The following is a 12,873-nucleotide window of genomic DNA, read 5'->3' on the forward strand; positions in this document are numbered from 1 at the left end:
GGATAGTCCACGCCAAGGCGGGTCTTGTCCAGATTGGATCGGGACAATGCTGGGTATTGTCCCGATCCGTTCCTGTCTTGCGGCTTGGATCAGGCGCCGCCGTTGGGCCAGCCGGATACCGATTTCACTTCCAGGAAGTCTTCCAGCCCGAACGTGCCGCCTTCGCGACCCAAGCCGGACTGCTTGTAGCCGCCAAACGGGCTGCCGGGCGCACGGCCGGTGCCGTTCACCTGCACCATTCCGGAGCGCAATTGGCGCGCCACGCGACGCGCTCGCTCCTGATCGCCGGTCTGGATGTAGCTGGACAGGCCGTAGGGCGTGTCGTTGGCGATCTCGATCGCATCGGCTTCCGTGTCGAACGGGATCATGGCGAGGACGGGTCCGAAAACCTCTTCACGCGCGATCGTCATCTCGTTATCGACATCGGCGAACACCGTCGGGCGGACATAGTAGCCGCGATTGAAGCCTTCGGGACGGCCGGGGCCGCCGGCGACGACGCGCGCGCCTTCCTTGATCGCGACCTCGATGAGGCCCTGCACCTTGTTGTACTGCGCTTCGGAGACCAGCGGCCCGATATGATCGCCATCGTCCGCCGGATTGCCGACCTTGACCGTCTGGGTGTGACGGGCGGCGATCTCCACCGCGCGCTCGTAGACCGGCCGCTCGACGAGCATGCGGGTGGGGGCGTTGCAGGACTGGCCGGTGTTCTCGAAGCAATGGTCGAGCCCACGAACCACCGCTGCCTCAAGGTCGCTGTCGGCAAAGACGAGGTTGGGCGACTTGCCGCCGAGCTCGAGGGTTACGCGCTTCACCGTATCGGCCGACGACTTGGTCACCGCGATGCCGGCGCGCGTGGATCCGGTGAACGACATCATGTCGATGCCGGGATGCCTGGACATGGCTTCGCCGACGCCGGGGCCATCGCCATTGACCATGTTGAACACGCCCGCCGGCAAATCCGCCGCATCGAGGATTTCGGCAAAGACGATTGAGGACAGCGGTGCGATCTCGGACGGCTTGAGCACGACCGTGCATCCGGCTGCGATCGCCGGGATCACCTTCAGGGTGACCTGGTTCATCGGCCAGTTCCACGGCGTGATGAGGCCGCACACGCCGATCGGCTCGCGCAGGATGCGCTCCTGCGGATTGCGCTCGTCCAGCGCGTGTTCGAATTCGAAATCCTTGAGCGTGCGGATGAATGTCTTGATGTGGCTGACACCCACGGCCGCCTGCGATTCCAGCGCAAGCTTGATCGGCGCGCCCATCTCGTCGGAGATCGCCTTCGCCATGTCGGCAAGGCGTGCCTTGTAAGCGGCAAGCACGCGCTCCAGGGCGTCGACGCGCTCTTCGCGGCTCGTCGGCGACCAGGAGGGGAATGCGCGCCGTGCAGCCTCGACCGCCTTGTCGACGTCGGCCTGCGCGCCAAGCGATATCACCGCAAAAGGCTGCTCGTCCGCCGGATTGATCACCTCGATCTCGCGGGGCGCGGCAGGGGCGGTCCATTTGCCGTCGATGTAGAAGTCGGTCTTGCGCAGCATGTTGGTCTCCTTGAGCGTTGGCAGCCCGTATATGGGACTTACTAGCTGAAAATCAGCCCGGCGACTGCCACTGAAACGACGGACATTGGGGCAGGCAGCGATCAGTGGAGCGGGAAAACGACACGAAACCCGACATCGGGCGGCGAAAGCGTCCACCTGTCCACAGCCTATCTGCCCGATCGCTAAAATGCATCCTATCGCGTTTTCGAAACGGAAACGGGCGGTGGGGCAAACCAGCGACAGGGCAGCAAGGGCAAACAGGAGGCTACGGTGAAATCGAATTTCCCAACGGCACGCCGCCATCTTGAAGATGCCTTTCGCCTCATCTCCGGTGAGGACGAGTTGAGCGAGAAGTCGCGACAGGCGCTCGAGATTCTTATCGACGCATTTCTTGCGGCCGAGTTTTCGACCGAAAAGCGCACGGACAACGTCGTCGAATTCGATACGCGTCGCCGCCGCAGCGCGCGCTGACCGATTCTCCCGTCGTGAAAATGCACGCTTGACCTTCCAGTCACTGGAACCGGCATCCTGCGCCTTGTGTTCTCGAACAGGAGTTTGACATGAACAGGATTGCAGCAGGTGCCGTTGCGATGGCGCTGGGGTTCGGCTCTGCGGCAGGGGTATCCCACGCCCAGACGAATCACGGCGCACACGGCGAGGAGACCATGCAGGACATGAGCGCGGCATCGCAGGCCTACATGGATGCGATGACGGCGATGGACGACGCCATGGGCGACATGGAGATGACCGGCAAACCCGGCGCCGACTTCGCGCTGATGATGATTCCCCACCATCAGAGCGCCATCGACATGGCAAAGGCCTATCTCGAAAGCGGCGACGGTGATCCCGAACTGACCAAGCTCTCCAACGAGATCATTGCCGCGCAGGAAACCGAGATCGCATTTCTGAGGGACTGGCTGGAAAAGAACAAGGAATAAAGGTACCGGATCGGCTGCGCTGGACCTGACATCGGCCCGCTTCGGCGGGCCTTTTCGCATCTGCGAAAGTCGGCGGGTTTCTGGTACGCCCTAGGGGAATCGAACCCCTCTCTGCACCGTGAAAGGGTGCCGTCCTAACCGATAGACGAAGGGCGCTGACCAGAACGAGGTGGGTTATAGTGAGCATCACGCTCGCGGGCAACCCGTCTTTTTCCCTCGTATGCGAAAAAATTGTCGTTTGCCTGCGGCTATTTGCGGCGGCGGCAGCGCCAGTTCCAGTCGCGCTCGGGACCGACGTCGATATGCACCGAATTCGTGTGGCAATAGGTGCCGACGCCGCCACGGCCGGGCATGGTCCGCACATACTCGGCCAGTTCCCACTTGCTGACGCCCTCGACCTGCACGTCGGCGGCGGCGCAATACATGTGCAGCGAGTTGCGTGCGCCACGTGCCTTGCGGTTGCGGTCGGGATTCCGGTAGCCGGACGTCACGACGGCCTTCTTGCCGTAATGCTGTTCGACGGTTTTGAGGACGCGAACGAGCGAAGGCTTGAGGCAGGCGACATCGACGTTTTCGGTCTGCTTGATCAGTCCGTTTGGCGCTAGACGCGCCAGGCCCGCGGCCGACGCGACCTGATAGCTGTCGTCGCCTTCATGAAGATCGATGTCGCTGTCGTCATCGATGCCCGAGCGGCGCGAGATTTCGAACAGGCCGCTCTGGCGCACGCCGGGAAGGGCAGGGCTGTCGGCTGCGGCGCTGGAAACGAGCGGCTTTGTCGGCTCTCCTGTCGAGGCGAGCTGGACGAGCGGCTTTGCAGGCTCGTCGCCGCGTGCCTGTTCGCGTGGCTGCACCAGCGGACGCGAAGGCGCCGGTGCCGCACGCGCCGACGATGCGCCGAAGAACGACGACAGGAAGCCGCGCTTCTTCGGTTCGACGGCTGCAACCTGTTGTTGTGGCCCAGGGCCGTTTTCGACGAACTGCGTCGCCTGAGCGCCTTGCGCCGCGGCGGGAGCGCCCTGCGGCTGGCCGGCGGCATGGGCTGCGGCGACCTGCATGTCCGGTGACATGCCTTGCTGGGCGGCACTGTCCGGCGCTGCGGCTGTCGCCACGGCTTCGGTTTGCGGAGCGGGCTGTGCCGCCGGATTCTGGGCTGCCTGCTGCGCCAGAATGGCGTCTGCCTGCGCCTGGAGAGACTGCGGCTGAAGCGACGATTGCGCATCCGGCGCCTGCATCTGCGCGGCGGCGATGGTCTGGGCTTCGACTTCCGAAAGCGGTCGGCCGGATGGAGCGGACGCGATGGCGTCGGGAAGCGAGGGATCGCCTTCTTCCATCACATACTGGCTGGCCGGGGCGACGTTTTCGCCGGTCGCGGAATTGACGGTTGGCTGGGCAAAGTCGGCGGTACCCTGATCGGCGATTTCCTGCGCCATCGAGGCGAAGCCGTAGGGCTGCTCACTACCAGAGGTCGCACATGATGCGAGGAGGACCGAGGCGAGGGCGGCGAGCACGGCGTTCGTGCGGCCGCGTCCGAGGCGCGTTTCCTCAACTTTCAATGTTGAACCCCTTCCAAGAGCCGGACACGAAATCATGTTGCGTGCCGACTAATGATCAGCACCACGAATTCCCCCTGCCCGGAGACGAGACGTACCGAATCTCGAACCATTCCGCAACCACCGAGCTAAGTATGAATTGAGGCAAGATCATGATTTTGCCGCGAAATTGCCCAATTTTGGCGCGCCGCCAAAATCAGGCGCGGACCTCTTGCCGATAACGCCTTACCAAATCGTTTACGGAAGAGGCATCGCCACGCCCTGGCGGGCCTCAAACGCGGACGCGAACATATTCCCCGGGGGCGTCGCCGAGCGCGTTCAGCCGCTTGCCTCCCGGCTTTCGCGCGGCGACTTTGGTGCCGTCCTGCCGCTCGATCCAGGCCTGCCAATGCGGCCACCAGGAGCCCGCCGTTTCGGTAGCTTTGGCCACCCAGGTATCGAAGTCGCCCTCCGGCTTGCCGCCGCTCCAGAACTGGTACTTATTCTGCGAGGGATGGTTGACCACGCCGGCGATGTGGCCCGAGCCGGCCATCACGTAGTCGACGGCGCCGCCGAAATAGCTGCTGCCCAGAAAGACCGAGCGCGCCGGGGCGATATGGTCCTCACGGGCGGCGAGATTGTAGACCGGGACCGTGACGTCGGCGAGCGACAGCTTCTGGCCGCCAAGCGTCATCTCGCCTCGCGTCAGGTTGTTTTCGAGGTAGCAGTTGCGCAGGTAGAACGAATGGTTCGCAGCACTCATCCTGGTCGAATCGGCGTTCCAGTAGAGCAGGTCGAACGGCATCGGATCCTTGCCGCGCATGTAGTTGTTGACCACGTAGGGCCAGATCAGGTCGCCCGAGCGCAACATGTTGAAGGCGGTCGCCATCTTCGTGCCGTCCAGATAGCCCTTGCCCTCCATCGACCGTTCGAGCGCGGTGATCTGGTCGTTGTCCACGAACACCTTGAGGTCGCCCGCGAAGGTGAAGTCTACCTGCGTGGTGAAGAAGGTGACCGAGCGGATGCGCTCGTCGCCTTCCTTCGCCATGAGGGCGAGGGCGGCGGCCAGCAATGTCCCGCCGACGCAATAGCCGATCGCGTTGACCTCGCGCTCGCCCGTCGCGTCCTCGATAGCGTCCAGCGCGACGCCCAGTCCTTCGCGAATATAGGCCTCCCAATCCATGCGCCCGTGCCGCTCGTCCGGGTTTACCCATGAGATGACGAAAACGGTGTGGCCTTGCTCCACCGCCCATTTGATGAACGATTTCGCCGGATTGAGATCGAGGATGTAGAACTTGTTGATCCACGGCGGGCAGATCAGCAGCGGACGCTTCAGGACCGTGTCGGTCGCCGGCTCATACTGGATGATCTCCGCGAGGTCGCTGCGGGCGATGACCTTGCCGGGCGTCGTCGCGATGTTCCGGCCGACTTCGAAGCGCGAGTAATCCGCCTGGCGCAGCTTGAGGTCCCCGCCACCGGCCGTGATGTCCTCGGCAAGCATGCGCATGCCGCGCACAAGATTCTCGCCGTTGCTGGATATGGTTTCGCGAAAAATCTCGGGGTTGGTGAGAATGAAATTCGAGGGCGAGATCGCCTGCGTGATCTGCTTGACGTAGAACTGCGCCTTGTGGCGCGTGTGTTCGTCGAGGCCGTCGGCGTGCTCCACGAGGTCGCCGGCCCATTTCGACGTGACGAGATAGGTCTGCTTCAGGAAGTCGAAGAACGCGTTTTTCGCCCATTCCGGGTCCTGGAAGCGCTTGTCGCCCTTCTCGGGTTGGACCGCGTCCTCGATCTCGGCGTCGCCCATGCGCTGCATGGCGTTCGTCCACACATTCATGTAGCCGGAGAACAGCCGCGTCTGCGCTTCGAGCGCCCGCGACGGGTCCGACAGCCAGTATTCGGTGAGCTTCGAGAAGGTCTTGACCATGTCGGTGACCGGTTCGGCCATCGTGTCGCGCACCTCGCCCTTTTCGCGCGGGCCGGCCCACGCGGCGGCGGCCTTGCCGGCCTCCTCGATGACGCGCGCGAGGTTGACCGCGAAGCGCTCCGGGTCCTTCACCAGATATTGCTCCACGGACGCCGGTCCCTGCGTATGGCTGCTGTTCGAATCGTCGACCTTGGCCATGCTGTGCGTCCGTCCTCCTTCGTGCGCCGTATCCGGTCGAGCGCGTTGCAAATGCGCTCCAGTCTGTTCCTTGCATCGGATCGGTGATTAAACCGAATTCCCCTTTGGTCTCCGATGCTCTAATGCGTTTTCTTGACACATTACCATGGGACCAAACGTCCAGCCACGCTCTATATGGGCGCGAGAAGATGGAAGAATGACAATGCCGCGCATCTCCGCTCATATGGTGAAGTTTGTCGCAGGGGCCATGCTTGCGGCAGTCGTTGCCGGCTGTTCGACGGCATCGCCGCCAAACGCAGGTGCCCAGCAGGCGGTCTTCGCGACACCCGGCGAATATCCCAACCTCAACGTCCCGCCCCAGCCCGCTCGCGAGCAGATCAGTGACGCGAAGAAGGCTGCCGACACTGCCGAATTGCGCGCCAGACGTGCGCAGGCGGGCGCGTCCGCCGCAACGCGCGTGCCCGACACGAGTTCCGAGCTTCGTCGCATCGCTCAAAGCCACGGAAATGCTGCGCTCGCCGAGATCGAGAACGAGTGACTCTATCGACCGGTTCGACGTTTGGGTGTATAGGCCGCGACCGTATTGACCCCGCAGGCAGCGGGGCGCGCGCAAGGGAAACGCAATGGAAGAGTTTCACAAGGTCCGCCGGCTTCCGCCCTACGTCTTCGAGCAGGTCAACCGGCTGAAGGCCTCCGCGCGCGCCAATGGCGCCGACATCATCGATCTCGGCATGGGCAATCCCGATCTTCCAACGCCCAAGGCCATCGTCGACAAGCTGGTCGATACAGTGCGCGACCCGCGCACCCATCGCTATTCGTCGTCGCGTGGCATTCCCGGCTTGCGCCGCGCGCAGGCCAACTATTACGCGCGCCGCTTCGGCGTGAAGCTCGACGCCGAGCGCCAGATCGTCGCGACGCTGGGCTCCAAGGAAGGCTTCGCCAACATGGCGCAGGCCATCACCGCGCCGGGCGACGTGATCCTGTGTCCGAACCCGACCTATCCGATCCACGCATTCGGCTTCATCATGTCGGGCGGCGTCATCCGCTCCATGCAGGTCGAGCCCGACGCGGGCTTCATCCCGGCGCTGGAGCGCGCGATGAAGCACTCGATCCCCAAGCCACTCGCGCTGATCATGAACTACCCGTCGAACCCGACGGCCTATGTCGCGACGCTCGACTTCTACAAGGACGTCGTCGCCTTCGCGCGCAAGCACGACATCATCATCCTGTCCGATCTCGCTTATGCGGAGATTTATTTCGACGGCGCGCCGCCGCCCTCGATCCTGCAGGTCCCCGGCGCGATGGACGTGGCGGTCGAGTTCACCTCCATGTCCAAAACCTTCTCCATGCCCGGCTGGCGCATGGGCTTCGCGGTCGGCAACGAACGCCTGATCGCAGCGCTGACACGTGTGAAGTCGTATCTCGACTACGGCGCGTTCACTCCCATTCAGGTTGCCGCCACCGCCGCGCTCAACAGCGACGGTTCGGAGATCGAGGAAGTGCGTTCGATCTACCATCGCCGCCGCGATGTGATGGTGGACGCGTTCGCGCGTGCCGGCTGGCCGATCCCGGCGCCCGCCGCGACGATGTTTGCCTGGGCGCCGATCCCGGAAGCGTTCCGGCATCTCGGATCCCTCGAATTCTCCAAGCTGCTGGTCGAGAAGGCCGACGTCGCGGTCGCGCCCGGCATCGGATTCGGGGAGCATGGCGACGATTTCGTCCGCATCGCGCTGGTCGAGAACGAACACCGCATCCGGCAGGCCGCGCGCTCCATCAAGCGCTTCCTGTCCACCGCCGGCGAAACGCCGGACAACGTCGTATCGATCAGCGCGCGGCGCTGAACTGTTTCTGAAATACCAGTTTGAGGGATGCCGGGGGCATGAGCGAAGCTTTGCGTGTTGGAATTGCCGGTCTCGGCACGGTTGGTGCGTCGGTGGCGCGGGTTCTGTCTGACAAGGCAGCCGAACTTACCCGCCAGTGCGGCCGAACCATCGTCGTTGCAGGCGTCTCCGCGCGCGACAAAAGCCGCGATCGCGGCGTGGACGTGTCCGGCGCGCAGTGGTTCGACGATCCGATCGAACTCGCCAAATGGGACGGCATCGACGTCTTCGTGGAGCTTATCGGCGGAGACGAGGGAGCGGCACGCAGTTCCGTCAAGGCGGCGCTCGAGGCCGGCCATCATGTTGTCACCGCCAACAAGGCGCTGCTTGCCAAGCACGGCCTCGAACTTGCGGGCCTCGCCGAGAAGAAGGGCGTGCTTCTCAACTACGAGGCTGCGGTCGCGGGCGGTATCCCGATCATCAAGACGATGCGCGAGGCGATGGCCGGCAACACGGTCACCCGCGTCTTCGGCATCCTCAACGGCACCTGCAACTACATCCTGACGCGCATGGAAGCCGAGGGCATCTCGTTCGAGGAGTGCCTGAAGGACGCGCAGCGCCTCGGCTACGCCGAAGCCGACCCGACATTCGACATCGAGGGGCAGGACACGGCGCACAAGCTGGCGATCCTGACGAGCCTCGCCTTCGGCTCGAAGATCGCCGCTGACGATATCTATCTCGAAGGCATCTCGAACATCACGCAGGCCGACATACGCGCGGCGAGCGAACTCGGCTATCGGATCAAGCTGCTCGGCGTCGCCGTGCGGACCGAGACCGGCATCGAGCAGCGCGTGCATCCGACCATGGTTCCGACCGCCTCCGTCATCGCGCAGGTCCATGGCGTCACGAACGCGGTCGCAGTCGAGACCGACATTCTGGGCGAACTCCTGCTGTCCGGGCCCGGTGCAGGCGGCAACGCCACGGCGTCGGCGGTTGTCGGCGACGTGGCCGATATCGCCAAGTCGCGTCCCGGCTTCCAGCATGGCCCGGTCTTCGGGCGGCCGGTCAAGGAGCTTTCGCCCTACAAAAAGGCGCGCATGCGCAGCCATGCGGGCGGTTACTTCATCCGCCTGACTGTGCATGACCGCATCGGCGTGTTTGCCGCGATCGCAAAACGCATGGCCGACAGCGATATCTCGCTCGAATCCATCGTCCAGCATTCCGATGGGACCGACACGGCTGCGCAGAAGACCGTGATCCTGGTCACGCACGAGACGACGGAGGCTGCGGTGCGCAAGGCCGTCGATGGAATCACCAAGGACGGCCATCTGGTCGACAAGCCGCAGGTGATCCGCATCGAGCGGGCCGCCTGAGACTGTCATCCACATTCAATCGATTGATGTTCTAAGCGGTGTGAAATCGCCCTTGCGGGCGGCATTCCACTTTGACAGAACGGGTCAGCCCAGCTTCCCGTCACCTCGGGCAAACGCTTGAATCTCACGCAGGATTAACACGATGGCCAAAACCGCTTCGTCCGGTCTCGACCGTATTCTGACCCTCGAACTGGTGCGCGTCACCGAGCGCGCCGCCGTCGCTGCTGCGAGATTGCGCGGACGTGGCGACGAGATGGCAGCCGATCAGGTTGCGGTCGATGCGATGCGCTCGGAACTCAACCGCCTGCCGATCGCCGGCACGGTCGTCATCGGCGAGGGCGAGCGCGACGAGGCGCCGATGCTCTACATCGGCGAGGAAGTGGGCACCGGTGACGGTCCCGGCGTGGACATCGCGCTTGATCCGCTGGAAGGCACCACGATCTGTGCCAAGAACCTGCCGAATTCGCTGGCCGTCATTGCGATCGCCGAAAAGGGCAGCCTGCTCTACGCGCCGGACGTCTACATGGACAAGATCGCCATCGGACCCGGCTATGCGCAAGGCGTGGTCGACATCGACGCGCCGGCCATCGAGAACATCGAGAACCTCGCCAAGGCGAAAGGCGTGCCGGTCAGCGAGATCACGGCCTGCATTCTCGACCGACCACGCCATGCCCGCCTGATCGAGGCCGTGCGCGCGACCGGTGCGGCGATCCGCCTGATCGGTGACGGTGACGTGGCGGGTGTCATCCACACGACCGATCCGGACGAGACCGGCATCGATATCTATCTCGGCACGGGTGGCGCGCCGGAAGGCGTTCTTGCGGCTGCGGCATTGCGCTGCATCGGTGGCCAGATGCAGGGACGGCTTCAGCTCAACAGCGAAGACAAGGTGGCGCGGGCGGCCAAGATGGGCATCTCGGACCCGAACAAGGTCTACAGGATGGATGAAATGGCGCGCGGCGACGTCCTCTTCGCTGCGACCGGCGTGACCGATGGAAACCTGCTCGCCGGCGTCAAGTTCGGCCGCGATTCGATCCAGACCCACACGATCGTCATGCGCTCGTCCTCGGGCACGGTGCGCGAGATCAAGGCGCGCCATCAGGATCTGGACAAGTTCTGAGCGGCCTTTGGAATCCGCGCCGCTTTATCCTACCGTCCGCGCTTGAGCGGGAGTGGTGATGAACGACAGGCGATATTTTCTCGACGTGCGGAAGTCGGCGACCGGGCTTGCCTGGGCGCATCGGCTCGACCAGCGGCAGGAGAACGTGGCGCTCGCCATCGCGCAGAGCCACGGCGTGCCGGATATCGTCGCACGCGTGCTTGCCGGGCGCGGCGTCACGCAGGACGACGCGCCGGGCTTTCTCGATCCGACGATCCGCGACCTGTTGCCCGATCCGCGATCCCTGACCGACATGGATGCCGCAGCCGGCCGCATCGCCGATGCCGTGATGCGGCGCGAGCGTGTCGCGATCTTCGGCGATTACGATGTCGATGGCGCGACGTCCTCGGCCTTGATGAGACGGTTTTTCGACCATTACGGCGTCGAATCCGAAATCTACATTCCCGACCGCATCTTCGAAGGCTACGGCCCGAACCCGGACGCCATGCGTGAGCTCGTCGGGCGCGGGGCGCGGCTCATCGTTACGGTCGATTGCGGCACCAACAGTGCTGCCTCCGTCGATGCCGCGAATGAGGCGGGGGCGGAGGTCGTCGTGCTCGACCACCATCAGGTGGGCGGGGCGCTTCCTGACGCCGTCGCCATCGTCAATCCGAACCGCGAGGACGACCTGTCGGGGCAGGGGCATCTCTGCGCGGCCGGCGTGGTCTTCGTCACGCTGGTGCGCACGGTGAGCGTACTGCGCGAGCGCGGTCATGCCGAAAAGGCGCCGGACCTGCTCGGATGGCTCGATCTGGTCGCGCTCGGCACCGTGTGCGACGTCGTTCCCCTGACCGGCGTCAATCGCGCCTTCGTGGTGAAGGGGCTCATTGCCATGCGCCGTCTCGGCAATGTCGGGCTGTCGGCGCTTGCGCGTGTCGCCCGCATCGGCGAGCCGCTGGCTGCATTCCACCTGTCGTTCATCCTGGGCCCGCGCATCAATGCCGGTGGACGCATCGGCGACGCAGCACTCGGCAGCCGGTTGCTTGCCACCGACGACCCTGTCGAAGCGCAACAGATCGCCGAGACGCTGGACCGTCTGAACCAGGAGCGGCAGGGGCTCGAGCAGGCCATGCTGGCGGAAGCGCGCACCGAAGCCGACATCGAGCTCGCGTCAGGCCATGGCCCGGCGATCGTGGTCACGGCGAGCGATAGCTGGCATCAGGGCGTCGTGGGGCTGCTCGCGGCTCGGCTTAAGGAACATGCGCGCCGGCCCGCTTTCGCGATCGCATTCAACGCGAATGGCTTGGGCTCCGGGTCCGGCCGTTCGATCGCGGGTTTCGATCTCGGACGCATGGTCCGCACGGCCGTCGAGCGCGGGCTTCTGGTCAAGGGTGGCGGCCACGCCATGGCTGCGGGCATCACGGTCGAGCGCCCGAAACTTGGAGCCTTACGGGCATTTTTCGAGGAATGGGCGGCTGACGAAGTCTCCCGTCTGCGCCACGAGGAAACGATCGACATCGACGCCGCGCTCTCCGCCGACGGCGCGACCTTCGATCTGCTGGAATCCCTGGAAAGTGCCGGACCGTTCGGCTCCGGCCATCCGGCGCCGATGCTTGCCCTGCCTCGCCACACGCTCGCCGACGCACGCCAGGTGGGGACAAATCACATCCGTGCGGAACTGCGCTCACAGACCGGCGCGCGCATTCAGGCAATGGCCTTCCGCGCCGTGGATTCCGATCTTGGGAACTTCCTGTTCGCCAATCGCGGAAGGCTGATCCATGTGGCCGGCAATCTGTCGGCCAACACCTGGAATGGCATGAAGTCGGTGCAGTTCAGGATCACGGATGCGGCGTTGGCTTAAGCCGAGTTTGCATTTGTATAGCAGAATGCCTACATTCTTTCGGGTGTGGGGGCAGCATGAAGATCAGTGGATTCCACTGGGATGAAGGCAATTGGCCGAATGCGGCAAGCATGGAGTCGATAGGCAGGACATAGAGTTTGTCTTGGACCAGCAGCCGCTGATACTGCCCGACCGTAGCGGCTCGCGGGAAGTTCGCTTCAATGCCGTTGGCAGAAATGGTTCCGGGCGCCATGTGTTTATCGTGTTTTGCCTGCGTGAAAGTGGTGAATCGCTTTTGATGCGGCCGATCAGCGCCCGCTATATGCATGAGAAAGAGGTCAGGACTTATGACCGCACACGAGAAACTTAAGCCATTTCCTCGTTTTGAAACGGATGAGGAGGCAGAGAAATTCGTCGCCGAAGCAGACCTGTCGGAATATCATTTCTCGCAGTTCAAGCCGATGCAGTTTGAATTTGAGAGGAAGTCCGAGCAGGTCAATCTTCGTATGTCCGCGGGACTGCTCACCAAGATCAAGCAGCGTGCAGAGGCGCGAGGCATCCCGTATCAGCGATTTATTCGCGAGATACTGGAACGCGCCGTATAAGGCTGA

12 protein-coding genes and 1 tRNA gene are annotated in these 12,873 nt (G+C 63.7%); 9 read left to right on the forward strand and 4 right to left on the reverse strand.

Translation table 11 applies throughout. The features are described from left to right. Positions 1–89 precede the first annotated feature (89 nt). On the reverse strand, positions 90–1,538 hold the full coding sequence (locus tag AAFN55_RS10115) for an aldehyde dehydrogenase family protein (protein WP_347798716.1): 1,449 nt from the start codon (positions 1,536–1,538) through the stop codon (positions 90–92). A 270-nt stretch (positions 1,539–1,808) separates the two neighbouring features. Here AAFN55_RS10115 and AAFN55_RS10120 point away from each other — a divergent pair, with 270 nt between their 5' ends. After that, positions 1,809–2,009, forward strand: a complete 201-nt coding sequence (locus tag AAFN55_RS10120; RefSeq protein WP_347798717.1) for a hypothetical protein — start codon at positions 1,809–1,811, stop codon at positions 2,007–2,009. An 89-nt stretch (positions 2,010–2,098) separates the two neighbouring features. Then, positions 2,099–2,476, forward strand: a complete 378-nt coding sequence (locus AAFN55_RS10125; RefSeq protein ID WP_347798718.1) for a DUF305 domain-containing protein — start codon at positions 2,099–2,101, stop codon at positions 2,474–2,476. Positions 2,477–2,557: 81 nt separating this feature from the next. On the opposite strand, the gene AAFN55_RS10130 is transcribed toward AAFN55_RS10125, so the two are convergent. The 3 genes from AAFN55_RS10130 to phaC form a co-directional block, all read right to left on the reverse strand. After that, positions 2,558–2,632: transfer RNA gene (locus tag AAFN55_RS10130), tRNA-Glu, on the reverse strand. A gap of 92 nt (positions 2,633–2,724) precedes the next feature. Next, positions 2,725–4,029, reverse strand: a complete 1,305-nt coding sequence (locus AAFN55_RS10135) for a YcbK family protein (RefSeq protein WP_347798719.1) — start codon at positions 4,027–4,029, stop codon at positions 2,725–2,727. Between the two features lie 268 nt (positions 4,030–4,297). Then, a complete protein-coding gene (gene phaC / locus AAFN55_RS10140) occupies positions 4,298–6,130 on the reverse strand; it encodes a class I poly(R)-hydroxyalkanoic acid synthase (protein WP_347798720.1) in 1,833 nt (610 codons plus the stop codon). 196 nt (positions 6,131–6,326) lie between these two features. Between phaC and AAFN55_RS10145 the strand changes: the two genes are divergently transcribed. From AAFN55_RS10145 to AAFN55_RS10175, 7 genes are all read left to right on the forward strand, one after another. Further along, positions 6,327–6,668 (forward strand): hypothetical protein, encoded by a 342-nt coding sequence (locus tag AAFN55_RS10145; protein ID WP_347798721.1) that lies wholly within the window; start codon positions 6,327–6,329, stop codon positions 6,666–6,668. An 85-nt stretch (positions 6,669–6,753) separates the two neighbouring features. Continuing rightward, entirely contained in the window at positions 6,754–7,971 is a 1,218-nt protein-coding gene (locus AAFN55_RS10150; protein ID WP_347798722.1) for an LL-diaminopimelate aminotransferase, read from the forward strand. Between the two features lie 38 nt (positions 7,972–8,009). Continuing rightward, positions 8,010–9,323 (forward strand): homoserine dehydrogenase, encoded by a 1,314-nt coding sequence (locus tag AAFN55_RS10155; RefSeq protein WP_347798723.1) that lies wholly within the window; start codon positions 8,010–8,012, stop codon positions 9,321–9,323. Positions 9,324–9,465: 142 nt separating this feature from the next. Next, on the forward strand, positions 9,466–10,443 hold the full coding sequence (glpX, locus tag AAFN55_RS10160) for a class II fructose-bisphosphatase (RefSeq protein ID WP_347798724.1): 978 nt from the start codon (positions 9,466–9,468) through the stop codon (positions 10,441–10,443). A gap of 58 nt (positions 10,444–10,501) precedes the next feature. Next, the gene (gene recJ / locus AAFN55_RS10165) at positions 10,502–12,283 is read left to right on the forward strand and encodes a single-stranded-DNA-specific exonuclease RecJ (protein ID WP_347798725.1); all 1,782 of its coding nucleotides are present in this window, start codon (positions 10,502–10,504) and stop codon (positions 12,281–12,283) included. Between the two features lie 142 nt (positions 12,284–12,425). Then, on the forward strand, positions 12,426–12,632 hold the full coding sequence (locus AAFN55_RS10170) for a BrnT family toxin (RefSeq protein ID WP_347798726.1): 207 nt from the start codon (positions 12,426–12,428) through the stop codon (positions 12,630–12,632). Continuing rightward, a complete protein-coding gene (locus tag AAFN55_RS10175) occupies positions 12,610–12,867 on the forward strand; it encodes a BrnA antitoxin family protein (protein WP_347798727.1) in 258 nt (85 codons plus the stop codon). The genes AAFN55_RS10170 and AAFN55_RS10175 overlap by 23 nt, the downstream gene beginning before the upstream one ends. Positions 12,868–12,873 lie beyond the last annotated feature (6 nt).

Source organism: Mesorhizobium sp. CAU 1732, from assembly GCF_039888675.1.
Classification (GTDB): domain Bacteria; phylum Pseudomonadota; class Alphaproteobacteria; order Rhizobiales; family Rhizobiaceae; genus Aerobium.

Bases quoted from the DNA above. Each gene is read 5' to 3' on its own strand.
- AAFN55_RS10145 (WP_347798721.1), top strand. From the start codon at position 6,327: ATGACAATGCCGCGCATCTCCGCTCATATGGTGAAGTTTGTCGCAGGG.
- AAFN55_RS10175 (WP_347798727.1), top strand. From the start codon at position 12,610: ATGACCGCACACGAGAAACTTAAGCCATTTCCTCGTTTTGAAACGGAT.
- recJ (WP_347798725.1), top strand. From the start codon at position 10,502: ATGAACGACAGGCGATATTTTCTCGACGTGCGGAAGTCGGCGACCGGG.
- phaC (WP_347798720.1), bottom strand. From the start codon at position 6,130: ATGGCCAAGGTCGACGATTCGAACAGCAGCCATACGCAGGGACCGGCG.
- glpX (WP_347798724.1), top strand. From the start codon at position 9,466: ATGGCCAAAACCGCTTCGTCCGGTCTCGACCGTATTCTGACCCTCGAA.
- AAFN55_RS10125 (WP_347798718.1), top strand. From the start codon at position 2,099: ATGAACAGGATTGCAGCAGGTGCCGTTGCGATGGCGCTGGGGTTCGGC.
- AAFN55_RS10155 (WP_347798723.1), top strand. From the start codon at position 8,010: ATGAGCGAAGCTTTGCGTGTTGGAATTGCCGGTCTCGGCACGGTTGGT.
- AAFN55_RS10115 (WP_347798716.1), bottom strand. From the start codon at position 1,538: ATGCTGCGCAAGACCGACTTCTACATCGACGGCAAATGGACCGCCCCT.
- AAFN55_RS10150 (WP_347798722.1), top strand. From the start codon at position 6,754: ATGGAAGAGTTTCACAAGGTCCGCCGGCTTCCGCCCTACGTCTTCGAG.